This is a genomic window from Streptomyces sp. LMG1-1-1.1 (genome assembly GCF_040815545.1).
In the GTDB taxonomy this organism is placed as follows: domain Bacteria; phylum Actinomycetota; class Actinomycetes; order Streptomycetales; family Streptomycetaceae; genus Streptomyces.
Genome location: NZ_JBFPNH010000019.1, coordinates 118,822 through 144,855, shown reverse-complemented (window position 1 = coordinate 144,855; position 26,034 = coordinate 118,822). Strand labels below are relative to the sequence as shown.

The following is a 26,034-nucleotide window of genomic DNA, read 5'->3' as shown; positions in this document are numbered from 1 at the left end:
GCTCCCAGTAGACGACTGGGTTGATAGGCCGGATGTGGAAGCCCAGTAATGGGTGGAGCTGACCGGTACTAATAGGCCGAGGGCTTGTCCTCAGTTGCTCGCGTCCACTGTGTTAGTTCTGAAGCAACGAACAGTTGCTGGTTTCTAGAGCTAGAACACAACTACAGAGTGTGCTTGTTCGCTCGAAACCGATAGGGTTTCGGTGGTCATAGCGTTAGGGAAACGCCCGGTTACATTCCGAACCCGGAAGCTAAGCCTTTCAGCGCCGATGGTACTGCAGGGGGGACCCTGTGGGAGAGTAGGACACCGCCGAACAATTCTTCAGGACCCCTGGTCCCAGCGTTCACGCTGGGACCAGGGGTCCTTTTGTTTTTTGCTTGACTTTTTCCGATGCGCGGCTGAGTGCCGGCTGCGCGAGAATGACTGCAGTACCCGAAGACAGGAGTCACGACCATGCCCACCAACTCTCCCGACGACCGTCCGGAGCGCGAGCCGCGTCGCAGGGACGGTGACGGTGGCGACCGGGGCGGCTTCCGCGGTCCGCGCCGGGATGACAGCCGTGGTGGGGACAACCGTGGTGGCGGCTTCCGTCGCGACGACCGCGGTGGCGACAGCCGCGGTGGCGACAGCCGTGGTGGGGACAACCGCGGTGGGGGCGGTTTCCGTCGTGACGACCGTGGTGGGGACAACCGTGGCGGTGGCTTCCGCCGTGACGACCGCGGTGGCGACAGTCGTGGTGGCGACAACCGTGGTGGTGGCGGTTTCCGTCGCGATGACCGCGGTGGCGACAATCGCGGTGGCGGCGGTTTCCGCCGTGACGACCGTGGTGGGGACAACCGTGGTGGCGGTTTCCGCCGTGACGACCGCGGTGGCGACAGCCGTGGTGGGGACAACCGCGGTGGTGGCGGTTTCCGTCGCGACGACCGGCGTGATGAGCGTCCGTCGTTCCGTCGGGACGAGCGGCCCTCGTACCAGCGGGATGACCGTCGGGACGACAACCGCGGCGGCGGTTTCCGTCGGGACGACCGTGGTGGGGACAACCGTGGTGGCGGTTTCCGCCGTGACGACCGCGGTGGAGACCGGCCGGCCTTCTCGCGGGACGACAACCGTGGTGGTGGCGGTTTCCGTCGCGATGACCGTGGTGGCGACAACCGTGGCGGTGGCTTCCGCCGTGACGACCGTGGCGGCGACAACCGTGGTGGGGACAACCGCGGTGGCGGTTTCCGTCGCGATGACCGTGGTGGCGACAGCCGTGGCGGCGACAACCGCGGTGGGTTCCGTCGTGACGACCGTGGTGGGGACAACCGTGGCGGTGGCTTCCGCCGTGACGACCGCGGTGGCGACAGCCGTGGCGGCGACAACCGCGGCGGCGGTTTCCGTCGCGATGACCGTGGCGGCGACAACCGTGGCGGTGGGTTCCGCCGTGACGACCGTGGCGGCGACAGCCGCGGTGGGGACAACCGTGGCGGTGGGTTCCGCCGGGACGAGCGGCGTGATGAGCGTCCGTCGTTCCGGCGCGATGAGCGGCCCTCGTACCAGCGGGATGAGCGGCCTTCGTACCAGCGGGATGACCGTCGGGACGACAACCGTGGCGGTGGGTTCCGTCGGGACGAGCGGCGTGATGAGCGTCCGTCGTTCCGTCGGGACGAGCGGCCCTCGTACCAGCGGGATGACCGTCGGGACGACACCCGTGGTGGTGGGTTCCGTCGGGACGACCGTGGTGGGGACAGCCGGGGTGGTGGCTTCCGGCGGGATGACCGTGGGGGCGACAGCCGCGGTGGGTTCCGTGGGCGGGACGACCGTGGTGGGTACGGGCGGAGGGACGACCGTGGGGGTCGGGACTTTGACCGGGAGCGGAGTGACCGGGCGCCGATCAAGCGGCTGCCGATTCCGCCGGAGGTCACCGGGGAGGAGATCGACCCGGACGTGCGGCAGGAGCTGATGAGCCTGCCGAAGGGTCTGGCGGAGGAGGTCTCGCGCAACCTCGTCATGGTCGCGCAGCTGATCGACGAGGACCCGGAGCAGGCGTACGGGTACTCGCGCGTCGCGCTGCGGCTCGCGTCCCGTGTGGCGGCCGTGCGTGAGGCGGCCGGCTTCGCGGCGTACGCGACGCAGAAGTACTCCGAGGCGCTGGCCGAGTTCCGGGCCGCGCGGCGGATGAGCGGTGGCGTCGAGCTGTGGCCCGTCATGGCCGACTGCGAGCGCGGTCTCGGCCGGCCCGAGCGGGCGCTGGCCATGGCCGGCGAGCCCGAGGTGCTGAAGCTGGACAAGGCCGGTCAGGTCGAGATGCGGCTCGTGGCCGCCGGCGCGCGCCGGGACATGGGGCAGCTCGACGCGGCCATCGTGACGCTGCAGAGCCCCGAGCTCGCCTCCAGCGCTGTTCACCCGTGGACCGCGCGCCTGCGGTACGCGTACGCCGACGCGCTGCTCGCCGCCGGCCGTGAGAACGAGGCGCGGGAGTGGTTCGCGAAGGCCCTGGAGGCCGACAAGGACGGCGCCACGGACGCGTCGGACCGGCTTGCGGAGATGGACGGGGTCGAGTTCGTCGACGCGTTCGACGAGTCGGACGACATGGTGGACGAGTCCGACGACGTGGACGACGTGAACGACGTGGATGACGTCGACGTCGACGTCGACGTCGAGGAGTCGGATGAGGTCGTCGTCATCGATGACGAGCTCGACGACGACGAGGATGACGAGGACGAGGACGAGCGCGGCGGCGACAACCGCTGACGTGGTCGGACAGTGAGAAGGGCGGCACCCCGAGGGGGTGCCGCCCTTCTGCGTTTCCGGGGCCGGGGTCAGTCCAGGGCGAGGCTTCGCAGGACAAGGCCGGTGGCGGGCTTGGGGCCGAAGGAGGTCGATTTGCGGGGCATGGTGACGCCCTGGCGGGCGAGGTCGCGGACGACGTCCTCGCGTACCGGGTGCATGAGGACGGCAGTGCCGCCGCGGCGCTCCGCCTGGGCGACGGCGGCCTCGGTGTCGTGGATGTAGGCGATGTCCTCGGGGGCGTCCGGGATGCGCCAGACGTTCTCCAGGAGGGTGGAGTGGAGGACGGTCGCGTCGAGGGTGCGCCAGGCCGGGGGGCGGTCGGTGCGGACGGTGCGTTCGAGGAGGGCGGGGTCGGGACGGTCGACGAGGTGGAAGGCGCCGTCGCCGGCGAGGAGGAAGGCGTTCCCGTCGGCTGTGGCGGCCTCCAGGGCCTCCAGGGCGACCGGCAGGGAGTGCTCGATGCGGCGGACCCGGAAGGAGTCGCCGAGGGCCGTGAGGGCGTCGGCGACCGGGAGGCGGTTGAGGAGGCGGTGGATCGCGCGGACCCGGAGCGGGTAGCGGGCGGTGTCGATGAGGAGCACCAGGCCGTAGTTCCAGGGGCCCGGGGCGGTGTGCTCCTCGCGCAGGCGCAGGTAGGTCGCCCAGCGGTGGTGGCCGTCGGCGATGAGGGCCTGGTGGCGCGCCAGGTCGCCGGCGACCCGGGCGAGCTCGGCGGGGTCGGTGACGGACCACAGGCGGTGGTGGAAGCCGTCCTCGGTGGTCGTGGAGAGCAGGGGCTCGCGCAGGACCGTGCGGGCGATGACCTCGTCGGCGCCGCCGCCCTCCTCGCCGACGTAGGTGAGGAGCAGCGGCTCCAGGTTGGCGGCGGTGGTCCGCATGAGGGCGGCGCGGTCCTCGACGACGTGCGGCATGACGTCCTCGTGGGGGAGGACGACGCCCGCGTCCGGGGTGGAGAGTTCGAGGGCGCCGATGATGCCGCGCTGGAGGATGCCGTCGCCGTGCTGCTCGTACACGTAGAGCGCGGGTTCCGGGTCCGGGGCGAGGATGCCGTCGGCGAGCCAGCGGTCGAGGGTGACGGCGGCCTTGCGGTGACGGGTGCCGGCGGTGATGGCCTGCGGGAGGATCAGCCGGACGATGTTGTGCGGGTCCGCCGACTCCAGATGGAGTAGACCGTCAGGTCGTACGACGACGTCGTAGGGAGGGGACGTCACGGCGGCGAGGCTGCCGACCCGTTCGGGGACGTAACGGAGCCCGCGGAACGGGGCCAGGCGCAGCCCTGCGGCGTCGTCGCGGACGTCGGCGGCCGCGTGACCTGAGGTGTTCATCTCGTCATCGTATGTGGGCGGCGGCCATGAGCGATGATCGGGGGAGTGGGGGAATTTCACCCGGTGATGCGAGGAGTGAGCGGTGACGGTGCGGATCGGCCAGGGACAGCGGGACGCCGGCGGGAATCGTCCGGGCGGCAGTGTCGTGCCGTTGAACGAGGCGTACGACACGGCGCTCCTGGACCTGGACGGTGTCGTGTACGCGGGCGGTGAGGCCGTACCGCACGCCGTGGAGTCGCTGGGCGCGGCGCGAGACGGTGGCATGCACCTGGCGTACGTCACGAACAACGCGCTGCGGACGCCGGAGGAGGTCGCGGCGCACCTGACCGAGCTGGGGGTGCCGGCGGAGGCCGGGGACGTGGTGACCTCCGCGCAGGCGGTGGCCCGGCTGATCGCGGACGACGTGCCGCCGGGATCCAGGGTGCTCGTCGTCGGCGGTGAGGGGCTGCGGGTGGCGCTGCGGGAGCGGGGTCTGCTGCCGGTGGAGTCGGCCGACGACGAGCCGGTGGCGGTCGTGCAGGGGTACGGCGGGCCGGGGATGCCGTGGGCGCGGTTCGCCGAGGCGGCGTACGCGGTGGGGCGCGGGGTGCCGTGGTACGCGTCGAACACGGACCTGACGATTCCCGGGGCGCGGGGCATCGGTCCCGGGAACGGGGCCGCGGTGGAGGTCGTGCGGATCGCGACGGGCGGCCGCGCGGAGCCGAAGGTCGCGGGGAAGCCGCTGCCGCCGATGCACCGGGAGACGGTGCTGCGGACGGGGGCGAAGCGGCCGCTGGTGGTCGGGGACCGGCTGGACACGGACATCGAGGGGGCGTTCAACGGCGGTGTGGACTCGCTCCTCGTGCTGACCGGGGTGACGGACGTGGCGCAGCTGCTGGCGGCGGCGCCGGAGCACCGGCCGACGTATGTGGCCGCTGACCTCCGCGGGCTGCTGGTAGGGCAGCCGGAGGTGGTCGAGGACGCGGACGGCGGGTTCCTGTGCGGGGGGTGGCGTGCGGCGGTGAGCGGCGGTGAGCTGGTCCTTGAGGGTGCGCAGGCCGGGGCCGCCGAGGGGGCGGCGGACGTGATGGACGCGGTGCGGGCGCTGTGCGGGGCCGCGTGGTCGGCGGCGGACGTGCCGGGAGCGGGTGTGCCGGACGCGGGGAAGGTGCTGGCGCGGCTGGGGGTGTGAGGCTGCCGGGCTGTGGCAGAGGCGGCCGGTGGCCTGGAAAGTTGGGTAGGCTAACCTAACTCTTTCTGGGTTGGCGGACATCGGGAGCACGGGCATGGACGGTCGGCAGGGGCAGCGGCTGAGCGCGGAATCGGTGACCCTCGCGTACGAGCAGCGGGTCATCGCCCGCGATCTGTCCGTCGAGATCCCCGACAACTCCTTCACCGTCATCGTCGGGCCGAACGCCTGCGGCAAGTCCACCCTGCTGCGCGCCCTCTCCCGGATGCTGAAGCCCAGCGCGGGGCGGGTCCTGCTCGACGGGCAGTCCATCCAGACGATGCCCGCCAAGAAGGTGGCCAAGACCCTCGGCCTGCTGCCGCAGTCGTCCGTGGCCCCCGACGGCATCACCGTCGCCGACCTGGTGGCCCGCGGCCGCTATCCGCACCAGGGGCTGCTGCGCCAGTGGTCCCCGGAGGACGAGCGGATCACCCGGGAGTCGATGGAGGCGACCGGGGTCGCCGAGCTGGCCGAGCGGTACGTCGACGAGCTGTCCGGCGGGCAGCGCCAGCGCGTCTGGATCGCCATGGCGCTCGCCCAGCAGACCCCGCTGCTGCTGCTCGACGAGCCGACGACGTACCTCGACATCCAGCACCAGATCGACGTCCTCGACCTCTGCGCCGAGCTGCACGAGACGCAGGGCCGGACGCTCGTCGCCGTCCTGCACGACCTCAACCACGCGGCCCGGTACGCGACCCACCTCATCGCCGTCCGCGGCGGCGAGATCGTCGCCGAGGGCCCGCCGTCCGAGATCGTCACCGCCGAGCTGGTCGAGCGGGTCTTCGGGCTGCGCTGCCAGGTCATCGACGACCCGGAGACGGGGACGCCGCTGGTCGTGCCGGCCGGGCGGAAGGCGCGTGCCCGGCGGACCGTGGTGCCGCAGGCCCAGGAGCCGGACGCGCAGGAGCCCGCGCTACAGAAGTGAGCGGAGCCGGATCAGATCGCGGAAGCCCGCTTCGAGCCTGACCCGGCCGGCGGCCCAGGCCTTCGCGAAGTTCAGTTCGCCGCCCACCATCGCCACCAGGTCGTCGCCGGACATCGCGAGCCGGATCTGCGCCTTGGCCGGCGGCGGGCCCGGAACCGTGTCCTGGACCTCGATCCGGCCGTTCGCGAGACGGCCCGTGAAGGTCGTGTCGAGGTCCGTGATGTGGCAGCTCAGGGTGCGGTCGAGCGCGGCCGCACCCCGCACGCCGTCGTCCGCCCGCGCGAGGTTGTCCGAAAGTCTGTCCAGTGCGTCGCGGCACTCAGTGATCGTCGCCATCGCCGTCGACGGTACCCCAGGCCTTCGCGGTAGCGTCGGGGCATGAACGACGAGATGCCGGACCCCGCCGACCGGGCCGCCGAGGAGCCGTACGCGCCCGCCGCGCCCGCGCCGCTCGGCGTCGACCGGGAGCTCACCGGGCACGCCCCCGTCGACGCGCACCTGGCGCGTCTCGCCGACGTGGACCACCTCCCGGCGGACGGACACCTGGAGGTGTACGAGGATGTACACCGTGGACTGCGCGACGAGCTGACCTCGCTCGACGCGCACCCCGCCCCCCGTCCGCACGACAACAGGAGCTGAACCGAACGTGGCAGGAGTGGCACGCCGCCGTCTCGACGCCGAGCTGGTCCGGCGCAAGCTCGCGCGCTCGCGCGAGCACGCCAGCCAGCTGATCGCCGCGGGCCGGGTGACCGTCGGCAAGACCGTCGCCACCAAGCCCGCCACCCAGGTGGAGACCGCCGCGGCCATCGTCGTCGTCCAGGACGACTCCGATCCCGACTACGTCTCGCGCGGTGGCCACAAGCTCGCCGGCGCCTTCGCGGCCTTCGTGCCGCAGGGGCTGCGGATCGAGGGCCGGCGGGCGCTGGACGCGGGAGCCTCCACCGGCGGCTTCACGGACGTCCTGCTGCGCGCGGGCGCCGCCCACGTCGTCGCCGTCGACGTCGGCTACGGACAGCTCGCCTGGTCGCTCCAGAGCGACGAGCGCGTCACCGTGAAGGACCGCACGAACGTACGCGAGTTGACACTCGACGCGATCGACGGCGTCCCGGTCGACCTCGTCGTCGGCGACCTGTCGTTCATCCCGCTCGGCCTCGTCCTGCCCGCCCTGGCGGCGTGCACGGCGCCCGACGCCGACCTGGTCCTCATGGTGAAGCCGCAGTTCGAGGTGGGCAAGGAGCGGCTCGGCACGGGCGGAGTGGTCCGGAGCACCGAACTCCGCGCCGACGCGGTGAAGAACGTGGCCCGGCGGGCCGCCGAACTCGGGCTCGGCGTCCTCGGCGTCACGGCCAGCCCGCTGCCCGGCCCCTCCGGCAACGTCGAGTACTTTCTGTGGCTGCGGGCGGGCGCGCCCGCGCTGGATCCGGCGGATGTCGACCGCGCCGTGGCGGAAGGACCTCGTTGAGCTCAACGGCAGCACCACCAGAGGCAACAACCCGTACCGTCTTCCTGCTCGCGCACACCGGCCGCCCGGCCGCCGTGCGCAGCGCCGAACTGGTCGTCCTGGGCCTGCTGCGCTGCGGCATCGGCGTCCGGGTCCTGGAGGCCGAGGCCTCGGACCTGCCGCTACCGCCGTCCGTGGAGAGGGTGCCGGAGGCCTGCTCCGACGCCCTCGACGGCTGTGAACTCCTCGTCGTCCTCGGCGGGGACGGCACCCTGCTGCGCGGCGCCGAGTTCTCCCGCGCCTCGGGCGTGCCCATGCTCGGCGTCAACCTGGGGCGCGTCGGCTTCCTCGCGGAGGCCGAGCGCGACGACCTCGACAAGGTCGTCGACCGGGTCGTGACGAAGGCGTACGAGGTCGAGGAACGGATGACCCTCGACGTCGTCGTGTACGAGAACGGCGACGTCCTGCACCGCGACTGGGCGCTCAACGAGGCGGCCGTGCAGAAGGTGTCCCCGGAGCGGATGCTGGAGGTCGTCCTCGCGATCGACGGGCGCCCGGTGACCGGCTTCGGCTGTGACGGGGTGATCTGCGCGACACCGACGGGATCCACCGCGTACGCCTTCTCGGCGGGCGGGCCCGTCGTCTGGCCCGAGGTCGAGGCGCTGCTCATGGTCCCGATCGGGGCCCACGCGCTCTTCGCCAAGCCGCTGATCACCACCCCGGAGTCGGTGCTCGCGGTCGAGGTCGAGCCGCACACCCCCCACGGGGTGCTGTGGTGCGACGGGCGGCGGACCGTGGAACTTCCCGCGGGCGCGCGCGTCGAGGTGCGGCGGGGCGCCGTGCCCGTCCGGCTGGCCCGGCTGCACCACGCCTCCTTCACGGACCGCCTGGTCGCCAAGTTCGCCCTGCCGGTGTCGGGGTGGCGGGGCGCCCCGCACTGACGTCCCGGCCCCCGGGGGCACGAACGATCGGCGCGCCGGAGGGTTACGCGCGGGGGCGATGTCGCATCGGACCCGGGAAACCTCGTATGGTCTGGGGCGTGCTGGAGGAGATGCGGATACGGTCGCTCGGGGTCATCGACGACGCGGTGGTCGAGCTGTCGCCCGGCTTCACCGCGGTGACCGGTGAGACCGGTGCGGGCAAGACCATGGTCGTGACCAGCCTGGGGCTGCTGCTCGGCGGCCGGGCGGACCCGGCCCTGGTGCGGATCGGCGCGGCGTCGGCCGTCGTCGAAGGGCGGATCAGCGTGCCCGCGGGCGCGCCCGCCGCCGTACGCGCCGAGGAGGCCGGGGCCGAGCTCGACGAGGGCGTGCTGCTCGTCAGCCGTACCGTCTCCGCCGAGGGACGCTCACGCGCCCACCTCGGCGGGCGCTCCGTGCCCGTCGGGCTGCTCGCCGAACTCGCCGACGAGCTCGTCGCCGTCCACGGCCAGACCGACCAGCAGGGCCTGCTCAAGCCGGCCCGGCAGCGCGGTGCGCTCGACCGGTACGCGGGCGAGGCCGTCTCCGTGCCGCTCGGCGCCTACGCGGACGCGTACAAGCGGCTGAGGGCCGTCACCGGCGAGCTGGAGGAGATCACCACCCGGGCCCGGGAACGCGCCCAGGAGGCCGATCTGCTGCGGTTCGGGCTCGGCGAGGTCGAGGCCGTCGCCCCGCTTCCCGGCGAGGACGCCGAGCTCGCCGCCGAGGCCGAGCGACTCGGGCACGCCGAGGCCCTCGCCTCCGCCGCGGCGCTCGCGCACGGCGCGCTGACCGGCAACCCCGAGGACCCCGAGTCCGTCGACGCGACCACCCTGGTCGCGGGTGCCGGCCGGGCCCTGGAAGCCGTACGGTCGCACGATCCGGCGCTCGCGGCGCTCGCCGACCGGATGGGGGAGATCTCCATCCTCCTCGGCGACGTGGCCACCGAGCTCGCCGGATACGCCGACGACCTGGACGCCGACCCGCTGCGGCTCGCCGCCGTCGAGGAACGCCGCGCGGCCCTCACACAGCTCATCCGGAAGTACGGCCGGGACGGCGAAGGCACGGCCGCCGTGCTGGCCTGGGCGGAGGAGAGCGCCGGCAGGCTCGGAGAGCTCGACGGCGACGACGACCGCATCGAGGAGCTGACCGCCGAGCGGGACCGGCTGCGGGACGACCTGTCCGTCCTCGCCCAGCGGCTCACCGACGCCCGTACGGAGGCCGCCGACCGGTTCGCCGACGCCGTCACCACCGAACTCGCCTCGCTCGCCATGCCGCACGCGCGCGTGTCGTTCGCCCTCAGCCAGACCGAGGACCCGGAGGGCGTCGAGGTCGGCGGCCGCCGCGTCGCCTACGGCCCGTCCGGTGCCGACGAGGTCGAGCTGCTGCTCGCCCCGCACCCCGGTGCCCCGCCGCGCCCGATCGCCAAGGGCGCGTCCGGTGGTGAGCTGTCCCGGGTGATGCTCGCCGTCGAGGTCGTCTTCGCCGGGGTCGACCCGGTGCCCACGTACCTCTTCGACGAGGTCGACGCGGGCGTCGGCGGCAAGGCGGCCGTCGAGATCGGCCGCCGGCTCGCCAAGCTGGCCAGGACCGCACAGGTCGTGGTCGTCACCCACCTCCCGCAGGTCGCGGCCTTCGCCGACCGGCAGTTGCTCGTCGAGAAGACCAACGACGGCTCCGTCACCCGGTCCGGCGTCACCGTCCTCGAGGGCGAGGACCGGGTACGCGAGCTGTCCCGGATGCTCGCCGGCCAGGAGGACTCCGAGACCGCCAGGGCACACGCCGAGGAGCTCCTGGCGGCGGCCAGGGCGGACGCGTGAGGCGCGCGGGCTGATCCGGCGCGCGCTCACCCGTGTGGGTGAACCCGCCGGGTGAGTGCGTACGCCGGACGCGTTCCGCACAAGGGAACGACGCCACTTCGGTGTCGGAACGTGCGTACGGTCAGGGGCGGCTACTGGCATCCTTGGGCGCGTGACACAGCTCCGTACGGTTCAAGTGCTGGGCGGCGGCAGCGCGGGCAGCAGCGCTCACGTCCGATCACTTGCCTCGGGGCTGGTGGCGAGGGGCGTGCGCGTGACCGTGTGCGCCCCGGCCGGACTCGACCAGGCCTACGACTACCTCGGCGCCGGCGCGCACTTCGTGCCGCTGCCCCGGCTCGGCGACCCCGCCGGCGTCAGCGCGCTCCGCAACGCCGCCATCGGCGCGGACGTCGTCCACGCACACGGGCTGCAGGCGTCCGTGCGGGCCGCCCTCGCCCTCACCGGCGACGTCCGGGCGCCCCTCGTGACCACCTGGCACAGCCGGAGCCACCTCGACGGCGCCCAAGGCGGGCTCCAGCGGCTCCTGGAACGCCGGACCGTGCGCGCCGCCACCGTCGTCCTCGCCACCTCGTCCGAACTCGTCGACCGGGCCCGGCGGCGCGGAGCCAGGGACGCCCGGCTCGCGCCCGTCACCGTCCCCGCAGCGCGCGGACCCGTCTGCCTCCACGACGGCAAGGCCCGCGCCGAACTCGGCGCCGTCGACCGGCCGTTGATCATGGCGGTCGGCGCGCTCGAACGGGGCCGCGGGTACCGGACGCTCCTCGACGCGGCCCGGGAATGGCGGGACCTCGACCCGCAGCCGCTCCTCGTGATCGCCGGAGAGGGACGCGAACGGGCCCTCCTCCAACGGCGGATCACCGAGGAGCGCCTCGCGGTGCGGCTCATCGGACGCCGCGAGGACGTCGCCGAACTCCTCGCCGCGGCGGACGTCGCCGTCCTCCCCTCCCGCTGGGAAGCCCGCTCCCTCCTCGCACAGGAAGCCCTCCGCCTCGGCGTGCCCCTCGTCGCCACCGCCGTCGGCGGCGTGCCCGAACTCGTCGGCGACGCGGCGGAGCTCGTTCCCTACGGCGACGCCGGCGCGCTCGCCGGGGCCGTGCGGGGGCTGCTGGAGGACGTCGAGCGGCGGATGGATCTGGGGGCGGCGGGGCGGGTGCAGGCGGGGACGTGGCCTACGGAGGACGAGACGGTGGCGCATGTGCTGAGCGTGTACGACGAGTTGGTGGGGCGGTAGGGGCTGGGGGGTGGGGGTTGGGCCCTTGCGGGGCCTGGCGCCTTGAGGGGGCGTGGCGTGTGGTGGCTTGGGCCTGTCCACGGGGCGGCGCCCTTGGTGGCGCGTCCGCCCCTTGTGCCGGCCCGCACCCGTAGTTCGCCGCGCGACCGGTGCGGGTGAGGGCGCGGAAGCCTGGGCCCGGCATAGGGCGCCGGCCGTTGTGCCCACCCGTTCCGCCTCTGGCGGACGATTGCCCACAACGGACGGAAGCCTGGGCCCGGCAGGGGGCGCCGGCCGTTGTGCCCACCCGTTCCGCCCCTGGCGGACGATTGCCCACAACGGGGGTGGGCGCGCGCCAGCGGGGTGGGGTGACGGGGGCTAGGGGGTGTGGCGGCGGGCTCGGAGGGCCAGGGAGAGGGCGAGGACGGTTTGGGGGTCGTCGAGGTCGGTGCCGAGGAGTTCGGAGATGCGGGCGAGGCGGTTGTAGAGGGTCTGGCGGTTGAGGTGGAGCTCGCGGGCGGTCTCGGCTTTGCGGCCGGCGTGGGCGAGGTAGGTCTCGAGGGTGGGGAGGAGAGGAGGGCGGGAGGTGCGGTCGTGGTCGCGGAGGGGCCCGATGGCGCGGTCGACGAAGGCGGGGAGGACGGTGTCCCCGTGGTAGTGGAGGCGCCAGAGGAGCAGGTCGATGTCGAGGCGCCGGGCGTCGTACCAGGGGAGGTCCGAGAGGCCCTGGGCGGCCGTCGCGGTCTCGGCCGCGTGGCGTAGGCCCGCCGAGGCCGCCGCCCAGCTGCCGGCGACGCCGACGACGACGATCGGGGGGTGTACGCCGGCGCGTTCGAGGCCGGCCCGTTCCACGCCCGCGCGCAGTGCCACCGCGACCCGGTCGGCGACCGCCGTGCGCTCGGATTCGGAGCGCAGGCCGAGCAGCAGGGGCACCCGGCCCTCCACGGGGCGGACGCCGAGGAGGACGGGGACGCCGACGGAGGACAGTTCCTCCAGGACCGCTCGGGCCAGCAGGGCCCAGTTGCCGGAGGGGGAGAGTTCCGAGGCCAGGCGCATGACGACCGGAAGGAGCGGGCCGTCTCCCGGTTTGAAGCCGAGGACGCGGGCCTGGGCGGGGGCGGCCTCGGCCGTGATCCGGCCCTCCGCGAGGTCCGTGAGGAAGTCGCCGCGGCCGCGGGCGGCCAGCTCCTCCTCCTGGCGGGCCTGCATGAGGACGACGGCGAGGAGACCGGCGGCCCGCTCGGCGGCCATCCGGTGGACGGGGGAGAGGGCGCCGGAGACCGCCAGGAGGACGAGGCGGGCCCGCACCGACGACGTACCGGGGCCGCCGCCGGGCACGTCGACGAGGACCGTGCCGGTGGGCGGGCCGGATTCGCGGGCGGCCCGCTGGCCGCGCAGCCCGTCCCAGACCTGGAGCGGGTCGGCGGGTGTGGAGTCGGCGCCCGCCGCGTACAGCAGCTGGCCGTCGGCGGTCTCCAGGAAGACCGGGTTGGCGGCGAACTCGGAGAGGATGCGGAGGACCTGGGGGACCCCGCCGCCGCCGAGCAGGGCCTCGGTGCACTGCCGGTGGACCTCTTCGGCCTGGCGCAGGAGCGCGTAGTGGCCGTTGACGATCTCGGTGTGGATCTCCTCCGTGACGGCGACGAAGGGGACCTCGCGGTGGAGTTGGACGAGGGGCAGGCCGGCCGCCCGGGCGGTCTCCACTATCGTCGCGGGGAGCCGGGCGAAGCGCGGGCCCAGCTCCACCACGAGCGCCGCGATGCCCCGGTCGGCGAGCCGGCGGACGAAGGCCCGCTGTTCGGCCGGGCGGGTGCCGAGGCCGAGTCCCGTCGTGAGCAGCAGTTCGCCGCCCTTGAGCAGCGAGGCGATGTTCGGCACCTCGCCCGCGTGCACCCAGCGCACGGTGCGGTGCAGCCGGTCGGCGCCGGCGACGACCTCCGGGAGCCCGCCGCGGAGGCCCGGAAGTTCGAGTGCCCGCTGCACGGTGATCCCGCCCTGATTGTCCATGGGCCCGGACGCTACCCGCGTCCGCGTTTCGACGACATCACCCCACGGTCACGGGACCGGACAGTTCGTACACCGGGGCGACAACTCGTCGTGTCGTGGCGGGAATTGTATGACCGCATGTCGATTGTGGCCTGTGTCACACGCGAGGATGCTCTCGCGCCATGGCAAAGAACTCCACCCCAGAGGTCCACCGGCTGAAGGCGAATTCCGTCGGTCTCGTCGGCGTCGTCTTCATGGCCGTGGCCACCGCGGCCCCGATCACCGCGATGACCGGAAACCTCCCCATCGCCGTCGGCTTCGGCAACGGCGTCGGCGCACCCGCCGGATATCTCTTCGCGACGCTCGTCCTGACCGTCTTCTCGGTCGGCTACGTCGCCATGGCCAAGCGGATCACGGCCGCCGGCGCCTTCTACGGCTACATCTCGCACGGCCTCGGCCGGATCGCCGGCATGGCGTCCGGCATGCTCGCGGTCCTCGCGTACATCGTCTTCGAGGCCTCGATCGTCGGCGTCTTCGCGTACTTCACCAAGACGACCGTCGCCGACCAGCTCGGCGTCGACCTTCCCTGGATCCTGTACGCGGCGGTCATGCTGGCCGTCACCGCCGTCCTCTCGTACTTCGACATCAACCTGACCGCCAAGGCACTCGGCGTGATGCTCGTGGCCGAGATCGCGGTCCTCTTCGCGGTCGCCACCGCCGTCCTGATCGCCGGCGGCGGCCCCGACGGCATCCCGGTCGAGCCGATCAACCCGAAGAACGCCTTCACCGGCACCTCCGCCGGCCTCGGCCTCTTCTTCGCCTTCTGGTCCTGGGTCGGCTTCGAGTCGACCGCGATGTACGGGGAGGAGTCCCGCAACCCCAAGAAGGTCATCCCGCGCGCCACCCTGATCTCCGTGATCGGCGTCGGCCTCTTCTACATCTACGTGTCGTGGATGACGATCGCCGGGAACGGACTGGCGGAGTCCGTGAAGCTGTCCGCCTCCTCCTCGCCGCTCGACCTGTTCTTCGCGCCCACCCAGAGCTTCATCGGCGCCTGGGCCGTCGACGCCTTCCAGTGGCTGCTGCTCACCGGCTCCTTCGCCTGCGGCATGGCCTTCCACCAGTGCGCCTCGCGCTACCTCTACGCCATCGGCCGTGAGGGCTTCCTCCACCCGGCGCTCGGCCGCACCCACGCGCGGCACGGCTCGCCGTACATCGCGTCGTACGTGCAGAGCGCGATCGCCGTGGCCCTCGTCGTCGCCTTCTGGCTGACCGGCCAGGACCCGTACATCCACCTGTACACCCTGCTCGCCATCCTCGGGACCATGGCGATCCTCATCGTCCAGACCCTCTGCTCCTTCGCCGTCATCGGCTACTTCCGCAAGAACCACCCCGAGGACCGGCACTGGTTCAAGACCCTCACGGCCCCGCTGCTCGGCGGCGTCGGCATGATCGCCGTCGTCGTGCTGCTGATCATGAACATGGAGACGGCGGCCGGGCTCGCCGCCGACTCCCTCTTTTTCAAGGCGATCCCGTGGATCGTCGGCGCGGTCTTCTTCGGCGGCCTCGGCCTCGGCTTCTACCTCAAGGCCAAGCGGCCCGAGCGCTACGAGATCATCGGCCGGATCGTCCTGGAGGACGCCGCCGAGCGCCCCTCCGACGAGGCGCCCGCGCCCGCCCCCGTGCCCCAGAGCTGACCCTTCCCTTCCCGGGTAGCAACGTCCCCCCTTCCTCCAGGAGCGCCCCATGGCACGCACCAACCCGATGCACCTCCTGAAGCACCTCGCCGCCGAGCACGCCGACGCCCGACGCCTCGGCCTGCCCGTCGACGAGCTCCGCGGCATGAGAGCCGACGCCGTCGGGCGCCGGTCCCTGCTCAAGTACGCGGCCGCCGCCGGCATCGCGGTCGGCGCGGGCACGGCGGCCACCGTCGTGCCCGCCGCGGCCGCCACCACGACCCCGCCCGTCCCGAGCACCGCCCGCATCGCCGTCGTCGGCGCCGGGATCTCCGGCCTCACCGCTGCCCTCACCCTCCAGGACGCCGGCCTCAGCCCGGTGCTCTACGAGGCGAACCCGTCCAGGGTCGGCGGCCGCATGTGGACCCAGCGGGCCCACTGGGCGTACGGGCAGACCTCCGAGATCGGCGGCGAGCTGATCGACACCAGCCACAAGAAGATCCTCGAACTCTGCCGCCGCTTCGACCTCGCCGCCGAGGACTTCCTCGGCGGCGGACCCAACGGAGCCGAGGAGGTCCTCTGGTTCGGCGGCGCCTACTACCCGCGCGCCCAGGCCGACGAGGACTTCAACGCCGTCTACCAGGCGCTGCGCCGCGACCTCTCCGAGTCGGGGGAGGTCACCTGGAACCAGACGACCCCCACCGGCACCGCCCTCGACAACATGTCGGTGTACGAGTGGATCGAGAGCCGGGTCCCCGGCGGGCACTCCTCGCCGCTCGGCCGGTTCATCGACGTCGCCTACAACGTCGAGTACGGCGCCGACACCACCCAGCAGTCCTCGCTCGCCCTCGTCCTGCTCATGGGCTACCAGACCAATCCGGGCAACTTCAACGTCTGGGGCCTGTCCAACGAGCGCTACCACATCGTCGGCGGCAACGACCGGCTCCCGAACGCCGTCGCGGGAGCACTCGCCCCCGGCACCCTGCGCATGGGCTGGTCCCTGACCGCCGTACGCGCCAACGCCGACGGCACCCAGACGCTGACCTTCACCGAGGCCGGCGCCACCCGGACCGTCACCGCGGACCACACCATCCTGTGCGTCCCGCTGCCGATCCTCCAGCAACTGGACGTCTCCCAGGCCGGCTTCGACCCGCTCATGCGCAACCTGCTGCGGGACGCCAGGATGGGCTACTGCACCAAGCTCAACATGCAGTTCGGCACCCGCCCCTGGCGCGGCACCGGCCCCTGGCCCGGCGTCTCCGCGGGGGACTGCTTCACCGACTCCGAGGTCCAGCAGACCTGGGACACCACCAAGATCCAGGGCGGGACCGGCGGCATCCTCCTCCAGTACGGCGGCGGGAGCCTCGCCCGGAACCTGAACCCGGCCGCCCCGTTCTCCACCGAATCCGACCCGTACGTCCGGAACCTGGTCACCCGCTACCTGGCCGGCATCGACGCCTTCTTCCCCGGCACCTCCCGGGCGTACACGGGCCGCGCCCAGCTCTCCGCCTGGCACAAGAACCCGTACTCGCTCGGCGCGTACTCCTGCTGGCCCGTCGGCTACCTCCACCGGTACGCCAAGTACGAGGGGACCGCGCAGGGCAACGTCCACATCGGCGGCGAGCACTGCTCGTACGACTTCCAGGGCTTCATGGAGGGCGGCGCCACCGAAGGCGAGCGGGCCGCCAAGGAGGTGATCACCGCCCTGAGGTGATCAGCCGGCCGGCGCGATGTTCTGGTTGTACCGGAACACGTTGTCGGGGTCGAACGCGGCCTTCACGGCGGCGAGCCGGCGGTAGTTCTCCTCCCCGAAGGAGGAGACGATCCGCTGCTCGCCCTCGGCGCCGACGAAGTTCAGATACGTCGACTCGAGCGCCCACGGCCGCGCGTCGGCCCGCACGTCGTGCACCCACTGCCTCGCCTGCTCGTCGTACGCCGGGTCCTCCCAGGTCGCGAACGGGTGCACCGCCCACGGCGCGGTGCGCCACGGCTGCGGATACCGGGAGGCCCCGGCGGCCACCGCCCCGCCCATCAGGAACAGCACGTGCTGGGTGGCCGTCCGCGCCGGGATCCGCGCGCCGCGGTCGCAGAACACGTCCACGGCCTCGTCGGGGAACTCCCGCAGGTACTCGGCCGACCAGTAGTTCCGCAGCCCCGGCGGGTCGTCGAGCATCGTCTGCAGATCCACGTACGGGATGTCCGTGACGATCTCGACCACGGGGTTCAGCGCGAACAACGGCGCCGCGAAGTCACGGAGTTCGGCGACCGGGCCGGTGTACGTGAACAGCGCCCCGCAGACCAGCTTGCCGACCAGGTCCTCCGGGATGAACGGCTCCGGGGGCGCGGGCAGGTAGATGGCGCCGCCGCCGAACTCGTCGGGCGCGCGCACGCCCAGATCGCGGAACGTGCGCACCACCTCGGGCGCGTTGTCCGGCAGGAAGAACAGCATGGCGACGCTCATCCGCGGCAGCGGGTGCAGCCGCATCGTCAGCGAGGTCGCCACCCCGAAGTTGCCGCCGCCCCCGTGCAGTGCCCAGAACAGCTCGGGGTTCTCCTCCGCGTCCGCGTGGACGTGCTTGCCCTCCGCGGTGATCAGGTCGGCGCCCAGCAGGTTGTCGCTGGCGAGACCGAACTTCCGCTCCAGCCAGCCCGAGCCGCCGCCCAGGACGAAGCCGCCGACGCCGGTGGTGGACACCCGTCCGCCGGTGGTCGCCACGTGGAACGGCTGGCACGCGTGGTCCAGGTGGGCCATCGTCGCCCCGCCCTCGACCCGTACCGTCATGCCCTCCGGGTCCACGACGACGTGGTGCATCCGGCGCAGGTCGACGACCAGCGCACCGTCGATCACGGAGGTCCCGGCGACGCTGTGCCCTCCGCCGCGGACCGCGATCGGCAGCCCGGTGGCGCGCCCGAACAGGACCGCGTTCGAGACGTCGGCCTGGGTGGCGCACTGGGCGATCACCGACGGGCGCCGGTCGAGCATGCCGTTGTGCAGGGCACGCGCCTCGTCGTAGCCCGGATCGCCGGGGGTGATCACCTCGCCGGCCAGGTCCTCGACCAGTCCGGCCAGGGCGCTTTCGGAGACATGGGGAGCCATGGGAGCCCCCCTTTCATACGGGGGGACGGGACCCTCTCATCGTAGGTCCGGGCGCCGTCCCCCGCGCGGGACTTGCTAGCCGCCGTACGCCCCGCTCGCCGTCAGCCGCAGCGCGGTGTCGATCAGCGGCACGTGGCTGAAGGCCTGCGGGAAGTTGCCCACCTGGCGCTGGAGCCGCGGGTCCCACTCCTCGGCGAGCAGCCCGAGGTCGTTGCGGAGGCCCAGGAGCTTCTCGAAGAGCGTGCGGGCCTCGTCGACGCGGCCGATCATCGCCAGGTCGTCGGCCAGCCAGAACGAGCAGGCGAGGAACGCGCCCTCGTCGCCCTCCAGGCCGTCGACGCCGGCCTCCTCGCCGGCCGTGGGGTAGCGCAGGACGAAGCCGTCCTCCGTGGACAGCTCGCGCTGGATCGCCTCGATCGTGCCGATCACCCGCTTGTCGTCCGGCGGCAGGAAGCCCATCTGCGGGATCAGCAGCAGCGAGGCGTCCAGCTCCTTGGAGCCGTACGACTGCGTGAACGTGTTCCGCTCCTTGTCGTAGCCCTTCTCGCAGACGTCCCGGTGGATCTCGTCGCGCAGTTCCTGCCAGCGCTCCAGCGGGCCGTCGGCGTCCCCGGACTCGATGAGCTTGATCGTGCGGTCGACCGCCACCCAGGCCATCACCTTGGAGTGGACGAAGTGCCGGCGCGGACCGCGGACCTCCCAGATGCCCTCGTCGGGCTGGTCCCAGTGCTTCTCCAGGTAGTTGATCAGTTTGATCTGGAGGAGGGAGGCGTAGTCGTTGCGGGACAGGCCCGTCATGTGCGCCAGGTGGAGGGCCTCGGTGACCTCGCCGTACACGTCGAGCTGGAGCTGGTTGGCCGCGCCGTTGCCGACCCGGACCGGGCCCGAGTTCTCGTACCCCGGCAGCCAGTCGAGCTCCGCCTCGCCGAGCTCGCGCTCGCCGGCGATGCCGTACATGATCTGCAGGTTCTCCGGGTCGCCCGCGACCGCCCTGAGCAGCCAGTCACGCCACGCGCGGGCCTCCTCGCGGTAGCCGGTGCGCAGCATCGAGGAGAGGGTGATCGCCGCGTCACGGAGCCAGGTGTAGCGGTAGTCCCAGTTCCGGACGCCGCCGATCTCCTCGGGCAGCGAGGTGGTCGGCGCGGCCACGATCCCGCCGGTCGGCGCGTACGTCAGCGCCTTCAGGGTGATCAGCGAGCGGACCACGGCCTCCCGGTACGGGCCGTGGTACGTGCAGTGCTCGACCCACTCGCGCCAGAAGTCGGCGGTGGCCTCCAGGGAGCCGTCGGGGTCCGGCAGCGCGGGCGGCTCCCGGTGGGAGGGCTGCCAGGACAGCGTGAAGGTGATCCGGTCGCCGGGGGTGACGGTGAAGTCCGAGTACGTGGTCAGGTTCTCGCCGTGGGTCTCGGCGTCCGAGTCCAGCCACACCGAGTCCGGCCCGGCGACGGCGACCGTCCGCTCCCCGACCTTGTGGACCCAGGGCACGATCCGGCCGTAGCTGAACCGCATCCGCAGCGCCGAGCGCATTCGCACCCGCCCGGAGACGCCCTCGACGATCCGGATCAGCTGCGGTGCGCCGTCGCGCGGCGGCATGAAGTCGGTCACCCGGACCGTGCCGCGCGGCGTGTCCCACTCGGACTCCAGGATCAGCGAGTCGCCCACGTAGCGGCGCCGGTCCGCGGGTGCGGGCTCGGCGTCCGCCGGACCCGCCGGACCCACCCGCCAGAACCCGTGTTCCTCGGTGCCGAGCAGTCCGGCGAAGACCGCGTGCGAGTCGAAGCGTGGGAGACACAGCCAGTCGACGCTGCCGTCCCGGCAGACCAGGGCTGCGGTCTGCATGTCTCCGATGAGTGCGTAATCCTCGATGCGCCCGGCCACGTGCTTCACTCCAGTCGAACGGCCATGTCCGCCCCGCGGGGCGCTTGCTCGGATCGGGCCGGTTCTCGGCCCGATCCGTTTGTGTCAGCGGTCAAGGGGTCGTCGACGAGCTCTCGGGCCGGATGTAGGGCGGGGTGGCGCCACTGGCCGGCCGGCTCGGCGGGCAATGTCCGAGCAGGATACGTCGCACCCTAGTGACCCGGTGATCACGTCGGTAACGACGTTGCTCCGATCAGGTGAACGACCCCCGTTTCCTCCTGGGCCGTATATTCCGGCACCTCTTTTCCCTGGTGGGCGGGTCGCCGCACGGCCGTACCGCCCGCCGCCCGGCCCTCCGCGTCGCCGTGCGTGAACACCCGACTGCCGCGTGTGGCCGGAAGCGGTCTCCCGATGTCGCTGATACCCTGGTACCCCGTGGACCGGTGGGAAACGGCGAAAGCCGAAGACCCCGCAACCGCAGCGACGGCACCCCCCGATTCTTCCGGAGGGGACGCCGGTACGCACCTCCAGAACGCGACCACGGGAGCCCCCTCTTGGCGATGCCGCCCAACACCACGACGACCAAGCACATCTTCGTCACCGGGGGTGTCGCCTCCTCCCTCGGCAAGGGCCTGACCGCCTCCAGCCTGGGTGCGCTCCTCAAGGCCCGCGGCCTGCGGGTCACGATGCAGAAGCTCGACCCCTACCTGAACGTCGACCCCGGCACGATGAACCCCTTCCAGCACGGCGAGGTGTTCGTCACCAACGACGGCGCCGAGACCGACCTGGACATCGGCCACTACGAGCGCTTCCTCGATGTCGACCTCGACGGCTCGGCCAACGTCACCACCGGCCAGGTCTACTCGCAGGTCATCGCCAAGGAGCGGCGCGGCGAGTACCTGGGCGACACCGTGCAGGTCATCCCGCACATCACCAACGAGATCAAGTCCCGGATCCGCCGCATGGCGACCGACGACGTGGACGTCGTCATCACCGAGGTCGGCGGCACGGTCGGCGACATCGAGTCGCTGCCGTTCCTGGAGACCGTCCGCCAGGTCCGCCACGAGGTCGGCCGCGACAACGTCTTCGTCGTGCACATCTCGCTGCTGCCCTACATCGGCCCCTCCGGCGAGCTGAAGACCAAGCCGACCCAGCACTCGGTCGCCGCCCTGCGCAACATCGGCATCCAGCCCGACGCGATCGTGCTGCGCGCCGACCGCGAGGTCCCGACCGCCATCAAGCGCAAGATCTCGCTGATGTGCGACGTCGACGAGGCCGCGGTGGTCGCCGCCATCGACGCCAAGTCGATCTACGACATCCCGAAGGTGCTGCACACCGAGGGCCTGGACGCCTACGTCGTCCGCAAGCTCGACCTGCCGTTCCGCGACGTGGACTGGTCCACCTGGGACGACCTGCTCGACCGCGTCCACAACCCCGAGCACGAGGTCACCGTCGCGCTCGTCGGCAAGTACATCGACCTGCCCGACGCGTACCTCTCCATCACCGAGGCCATGCGTGCCGGCGGCTTCGCCAACAAGGCCCGCGTCAAGGTCAAGTGGGTGACCTCCGACGACTGCAAGACCTCGGCGGGTGCGCAGAAGCAGCTCGGCGACGTCGACGCGATCCTGATCCCCGGCGGCTTCGGCGACCGCGGCGTGAACGGCAAGATCGGCGCCATCCAGTACGCCCGCGAGAACAAGGTGCCGCTGCTCGGCATCTGCCTCGGCCTGCAGTGCATCGTCATCGAGGCCGCGCGGAACCTCGCGGACATCCCGGACGCCAACTCCACCGAGTTCGACCCGGCCACCGCCCACCCCGTCGTCTCCACGATGGAGGAGCAGCTCGCGTACGTCGAGGGCGCCGGCGACCTGGGCGGAACGATGCGCCTGGGCCTGTACCCGGCGAAGCTCGCCGAGGGCTCGATCGTGCGCGAGGTCTACGACGACCAGCCGTACGTCGACGAGCGCCACCGTCACCGCTACGAGGTGAACAACTCCTACCGCGCCGAGCTGGAGAAGAAGGCCGGCCTGGTCTTCTCCGGCACCTCCCCGGACAACAAGCTCGTCGAGTACGTCGAGTACCCGCGCGAGGTCCACCCCTACCTGGTCGCCACCCAGGCGCACCCGGAGCTCCGCTCCCGCCCGACCCGCCCGCACCCGCTCTTCGCGGGCCTGGTGAAGGCGGCCGTCGAGCGCAAGACGGGCAAGCCCGCGAAGTAGCCGGCGCTGTCGGCCGTCGGCGTTAACGTTGCCGGGGTACGGGTCCTCACGGACCCGTACCCCGGCTTTCGTATGCGGTCACGCGGTTCGCATGCGGCTCGTACGCGTCTCGTACGCGGTCCGTATGCGGTTCTTATGTGGGAGGACCCAGATGCAGTTGCAGGACACCCCGGAGGAATGGCGGGTCACGGAGACCACGACCCCCTTCCAGGGAAAGAAGACCAGTGTCCGCACGGACGACGTGGTCATGCCGGACGGCACGGTCGCCCGCCGCGACTACCAGGTCCACCCCGGCTCGGTGGCCGTCCTCGCCCTCGACGAGCAGGACCGCGTCCTGCTGATCAAGCAGTACCGCCACCCCGTCCGGCAGAAGCTGTGGGAGATCCCCGCGGGCCTCCTCGACGTCCCCGGCGAGAACCCGCTCCACGCCGCCCAGCGCGAGCTGTACGAAGAGGCCCACGTCAAGGCCGGCGACTGGCGCGTCCTCGCCGACGTCTACACCTCGCCCGGCGGCACCGACGAGGCCGTCCGCATCTTCCTCGCCCGCGACCTCGCGGAGGCGGAGGGCGCGCGCTACGAGGTCTCCGACGAGGAGGCCGACATGGAGCACGCGCGGGTGCCGCTCGCCGACCTCGTCTCCGGCGTCCTCGCGGGCCGCCTCCACAACACCTGCCTCGTCACCGGTGTACTCGCGCTCGCCGCCGCGCGGGCGGGGTCCGGGCTCTCCGCGCTGCGCGCCCCCGACGCGCCTTGGCCCGCTAGGCCCTTCGCCGCCTAACGGCCGCTTGCGGCGCCGGCGGCCGGGTGCGGGTTGGCGGTGCGGGTCTGCGGGGCGGGCTGGGATGCGGGTCTGCGGGGCGGGCCCGCGCCGCCCCGGCGCCTGCCGGTCGCCCCCGCCCACCGCCGTGTGGGCAATCGTCCCGCTGGGGCGGGACGGGTGGGCACACGGGACGGCGCCCTCGGCGGCGCCTCGCCCCCTGCACCTGCCCGCACCCATAGTTCGCCGCGCAACCGGTGCGGGTCCGGGCGCGGAAGCCTAGGCCCGGCAGGGGGCGCCGTTCCGTTGTGCCCACCCGTTCCGCCCCAGCGGAACGATTGCCCACAACGGGGGTGGCCGGGGTGGGCACCGTCCGTTGTGCCCACAACGAAGGGGGCCGGGGTGGGCGTCGTCCGTTGTGCCCACAACGGGGGTAGGCCGTGGGTGCGCCGTCCGTTGTGCCCGCAACGGAGGTGGGTGGCGTGCGTTGTGACGACGACGAGGGTGGGTGGTGTGACGATCGGTTGATCCGATTGGGGGACGTGTTGGTCGTGCTCGCGGGGGGTGGTGGCGGGGGCTGAACTACGCTCGGGATGCCCGTGAGGAGACCCCCGCGGGATCGGCTCGTGTGCAGGTGGACGGGAGCGTGGCCCGTGACGGATCAGGCGGTGGCGGCGGCGGGCAGCCGGCAGTTCTTCGGCCGGCAGCGGGAGTTGAAGGCTCTGCGCGCTGACATCGAACGGACCGGGTTGGACACGCTGACGGGGCGTAAGGCGCCGAGGGCGAGGGTGCTGCTGATCGCGGGGAAGCCGGGGTCGGGGCGTACGGCGCTGGCGGAGGAGTTGGCGGCGGGGCTCGCGGACCGTTATCCCGACGGGGTGTTCAGGGCGCGGTTGACGGAGCCCGGAGGGGATCCCGTCCCCGCCGGGCGGGTGGCGCAGGAACTCCTGGCGGTGCTGGGGGTCGCGGAACCGCCGGGGGCCGGCGAGGACGAGCTGACCGAGTTGGTGCGGGGGGCGCTGGGCAAGCGCCGGGCGGTGCTGGTGCTGGATGACGCCGTCGACGCGGAGCAGGCCGATCCGCTGATCCCCGACAACCCGGACACGCTGGTGGTGGGGGTGTCCCGGGGGCCGCTCACCGGGATTCCGGACGTGCGGCCGTGCACGCTCGGCGGGCTCGATCCGAAGTCGGCGATCGAGTTGCTGACCGCTTACACGGGGTCGGTGCGGGTGACCGTCGACCCGCAGGCGGCGGAGTCGCTGGTGGAGGAGTGCGGAGGGCTGCCCGGCGCGGTGGTGCTGGCGGGGGGATGGCTGTCGGCCCGGCCGAAGGCGTCCGTGGCCGACCTGGCCAAGCGGTTGCGCGCGCTGAGCGGGGACCCGCTGACCCGTGCCTTCCAGCTGGCCCACGAGGGGCTGGACAAGCCCGCCGCGCGGATACTGCGATACCTGTCGCTCGCCCCGCTCGGGCGGGCCGACGCGCACACGGCTTCCGCGCTGGCCGGCTGCTCGGTCTCCGCGGCGGACACCACCCTCGCCGACTTCGCCGCCCTGGGGCTCGTCTCCGTCGGTGAGGACGGACAGTACGAGGTGCGGGGGCACCTCGTACCCCTGCTCCGTGCTCAGCTGGAGGAGCGCGACCGGCCCGCCGAGGTGCAGCTCGCGCGGGCCCGGATGCTGGAGCGGACCGTACGGCTTCTCCAGTCGTGCCGTGCGGTCACCGAACCCGAGGATTCGCCGGCCCGCCGGAAGCTGGCGGGGCTTCCGCGTGCCCTGCGCTTCCCGAGCGCGGCCGCCGGGGCGGCCTGGCTGAACTCGCGCCGGCCGGTCCTGCTGGCCTCGGCGCGGATGGCCGTCGCCGACGGCGAGCTGGACACGCTGGCCCGCCGGCTGGTGGCCTCGCTGGTCAGGGCGCTGGCCGCGCACCGGGGCGCCGAGGCCGCGGCGCCCGAGCTGTACGGCCTGCACCGGCTGGTCCTGGACGTGGCCGAGCGGCGCGGGCTGCACCGGGAGCGGGCCGCGGCCCTGCTGAACCTGGCCGATCTCGACGCCCGGACGGGCAGGACGAAGGACGCTCTGCTGCGATATCGGTCGGCTTTGGATGCCGGACGCAAAGCAAATGACCCGTACGCGACCGGTCGCGCAATGGAATCCGTAGGTGGGGCCTATCAGGAGCTGGGGGACTGGCAGCGGGCCGGCGACTGGTACGGCCGGGCGCTGGCGCAGCGTCTCGCCCGGGACGAGCGCGCCGACCAGGCCCGGCTGTACGCCCGCCTGGGAGCCGTGCAGACCTATGCGGGGCGGTACGGCGAGGCGCTGCGGAACTGGCGGGCCGCCGCCGCGGGCTATCGGCGGCTCGCGGATCTCCCGGGCCACGCACGGGCGTTGAGCGAGGCGGCGCGGGTGCAGGAGTACGCCGGACGGCCCGAGGAGTCGCTGCGGACCTGCGAGGAGGCGGTGGAGTGGGCCCGCCGCGCGAAGGACACCCGGCTCCAGGCGGCGCTGCAGTTGCGGCTGGCCGACACTCTCGACCGCCTCGGCGACCCGGCTGCCGCCGGGCTGCACCGGGCCACGGCGGAGAGATTGCTGGAATCGGAACCCGTGGCCTACGAAATCCGCAGTGGCTCCGAGAAAGATTAGTACTTTGAAAGGCTAGACACCGGGAACTCCTTCATTAGACTGGGTGCGCCGCGTTCGAACGTGGTCTGCCCCGGTGCGCCGCAGTGCATCCGGGTATGTATCGCAGTGCCCCATGTATCCACCCTGATTCAAGGACCGTGATCG

Annotated in this window: 19 protein-coding genes and 2 rRNA genes; 16 read left to right on the top strand and 5 right to left on the bottom strand. The window is 72.5% G+C overall.

Translation table 11 applies throughout. The features are described from left to right. From MRBLMG1_RS10095 to MRBLMG1_RS10080, 4 genes are all read left to right on the top strand, one after another. Positions 1–92, top strand: a 23S ribosomal RNA gene (locus tag MRBLMG1_RS10095); the annotation flags it as partial. A gap of 106 nt (positions 93–198) precedes the next feature. After that, a 5S ribosomal RNA gene (rrf, locus tag MRBLMG1_RS10090) occupies positions 199–315 on the top strand. 235 nt (positions 316–550) lie between these two features. After that, on the top strand, positions 551–1,942 hold the full coding sequence (locus MRBLMG1_RS37295; protein ID WP_414721519.1) for a hypothetical protein: 1,392 nt from the start codon (positions 551–553) through the stop codon (positions 1,940–1,942). Then, positions 1,942–2,733, top strand: coding sequence for a tetratricopeptide repeat protein (locus tag MRBLMG1_RS10080; RefSeq protein ID WP_367822876.1), 792 nt, complete (start codon positions 1,942–1,944; stop codon positions 2,731–2,733). The genes MRBLMG1_RS37295 and MRBLMG1_RS10080 overlap by 1 nt, the downstream gene beginning before the upstream one ends. Before the next feature lie 68 nt (positions 2,734–2,801). Here MRBLMG1_RS10080 and MRBLMG1_RS10075 read toward each other — a convergent pair whose 3' ends face one another. After that, positions 2,802–4,097, bottom strand: a complete 1,296-nt coding sequence (locus MRBLMG1_RS10075) for a DUF1015 domain-containing protein (RefSeq protein WP_367822864.1) — start codon at positions 4,095–4,097, stop codon at positions 2,802–2,804. An 88-nt stretch (positions 4,098–4,185) separates the two neighbouring features. Between MRBLMG1_RS10075 and MRBLMG1_RS10070 the strand changes: the two genes are divergently transcribed. Continuing rightward, complete coding sequence (locus MRBLMG1_RS10070) at positions 4,186–5,268, top strand: HAD hydrolase-like protein (RefSeq protein ID WP_414721520.1); 1,083 nt, start codon at positions 4,186–4,188, stop codon at positions 5,266–5,268. A 94-nt stretch (positions 5,269–5,362) separates the two neighbouring features. After that, entirely contained in the window at positions 5,363–6,229 is an 867-nt protein-coding gene (locus MRBLMG1_RS10065) for an ABC transporter ATP-binding protein (RefSeq protein WP_367822862.1), read from the top strand. Here MRBLMG1_RS10065 and MRBLMG1_RS10060 read toward each other — a convergent pair. Further along, positions 6,218–6,565 (bottom strand): SCP2 sterol-binding domain-containing protein, encoded by a 348-nt coding sequence (locus tag MRBLMG1_RS10060; protein WP_367822860.1) that lies wholly within the window; start codon positions 6,563–6,565, stop codon positions 6,218–6,220. The genes MRBLMG1_RS10065 and MRBLMG1_RS10060 overlap by 12 nt on opposite strands. A 42-nt stretch (positions 6,566–6,607) precedes the next feature. Here MRBLMG1_RS10060 and MRBLMG1_RS10055 point away from each other — a divergent pair, with 42 nt between their 5' ends. From MRBLMG1_RS10055 to MRBLMG1_RS10035, 5 genes are all read left to right on the top strand, one after another. Continuing rightward, positions 6,608–6,868, top strand: coding sequence for a hypothetical protein (locus MRBLMG1_RS10055; protein WP_367822858.1), 261 nt, complete (start codon positions 6,608–6,610; stop codon positions 6,866–6,868). Between the two features lie 7 nt (positions 6,869–6,875). Next, positions 6,876–7,691: a TlyA family RNA methyltransferase gene (locus tag MRBLMG1_RS10050; RefSeq protein WP_017241530.1), complete on the top strand. Its 816-nt coding sequence runs from the start codon at positions 6,876–6,878 to the stop codon at positions 7,689–7,691. Continuing rightward, complete coding sequence (locus MRBLMG1_RS10045; RefSeq protein WP_367822856.1) at positions 7,688–8,611, top strand: NAD kinase; 924 nt, start codon at positions 7,688–7,690, stop codon at positions 8,609–8,611. Before MRBLMG1_RS10050 ends, MRBLMG1_RS10045 begins: the two co-directional genes overlap by 4 nt. An 86-nt stretch (positions 8,612–8,697) precedes the next feature. After that, positions 8,698–10,449 (top strand): DNA repair protein RecN, encoded by a 1,752-nt coding sequence (gene recN / locus MRBLMG1_RS10040; RefSeq protein WP_367822855.1) that lies wholly within the window; start codon positions 8,698–8,700, stop codon positions 10,447–10,449. Between the two features lie 151 nt (positions 10,450–10,600). Continuing rightward, on the top strand, positions 10,601–11,680 hold the full coding sequence (locus MRBLMG1_RS10035) for a glycosyltransferase family 4 protein (RefSeq protein ID WP_367822853.1): 1,080 nt from the start codon (positions 10,601–10,603) through the stop codon (positions 11,678–11,680). A 357-nt stretch (positions 11,681–12,037) separates the two neighbouring features. Here MRBLMG1_RS10035 and MRBLMG1_RS10030 read toward each other — a convergent pair whose 3' ends face one another. Then, entirely contained in the window at positions 12,038–13,666 is a 1,629-nt protein-coding gene (locus MRBLMG1_RS10030) for a PucR family transcriptional regulator (protein WP_367822851.1), read from the bottom strand. A 161-nt stretch (positions 13,667–13,827) separates the two neighbouring features. On the opposite strand from MRBLMG1_RS10030, the gene MRBLMG1_RS10025 reads away from it, so the two are divergent. Continuing rightward, positions 13,828–15,342, top strand: coding sequence for an APC family permease (locus MRBLMG1_RS10025; RefSeq protein ID WP_367822849.1), 1,515 nt, complete (start codon positions 13,828–13,830; stop codon positions 15,340–15,342). Positions 15,343–15,391: 49 nt separating this feature from the next. After that, on the top strand, positions 15,392–17,035 hold the full coding sequence (locus MRBLMG1_RS10020) for a flavin monoamine oxidase family protein (protein WP_367822847.1): 1,644 nt from the start codon (positions 15,392–15,394) through the stop codon (positions 17,033–17,035). On the opposite strand, the gene MRBLMG1_RS10015 is transcribed toward MRBLMG1_RS10020, so the two are convergent. Further along, positions 17,036–18,418: an FAD-binding oxidoreductase gene (locus tag MRBLMG1_RS10015; RefSeq protein ID WP_367822845.1), complete on the bottom strand. Its 1,383-nt coding sequence runs from the start codon at positions 18,416–18,418 to the stop codon at positions 17,036–17,038. 75 nt (positions 18,419–18,493) lie between these two features. Then, a complete protein-coding gene (locus tag MRBLMG1_RS10010; RefSeq protein ID WP_367822843.1) occupies positions 18,494–20,296 on the bottom strand; it encodes a glycoside hydrolase family 15 protein in 1,803 nt (600 codons plus the stop codon). A gap of 539 nt (positions 20,297–20,835) precedes the next feature. Between MRBLMG1_RS10010 and MRBLMG1_RS10005 the strand changes: the two genes are divergently transcribed. From MRBLMG1_RS10005 to MRBLMG1_RS09995, 3 genes are all read left to right on the top strand, one after another. Continuing rightward, positions 20,836–22,494, top strand: a complete 1,659-nt coding sequence (locus tag MRBLMG1_RS10005; protein ID WP_367822872.1) for a CTP synthase — start codon at positions 20,836–20,838, stop codon at positions 22,492–22,494. Positions 22,495–22,645: 151 nt separating this feature from the next. Continuing rightward, a complete protein-coding gene (locus tag MRBLMG1_RS10000) occupies positions 22,646–23,272 on the top strand; it encodes an NUDIX domain-containing protein (RefSeq protein WP_367822842.1) in 627 nt (208 codons plus the stop codon). A 632-nt stretch (positions 23,273–23,904) separates the two neighbouring features. Next, entirely contained in the window at positions 23,905–25,890 is a 1,986-nt protein-coding gene (locus MRBLMG1_RS09995) for an NB-ARC domain-containing protein (RefSeq protein WP_414721518.1), read from the top strand. Positions 25,891–26,034 lie beyond the last annotated feature (144 nt).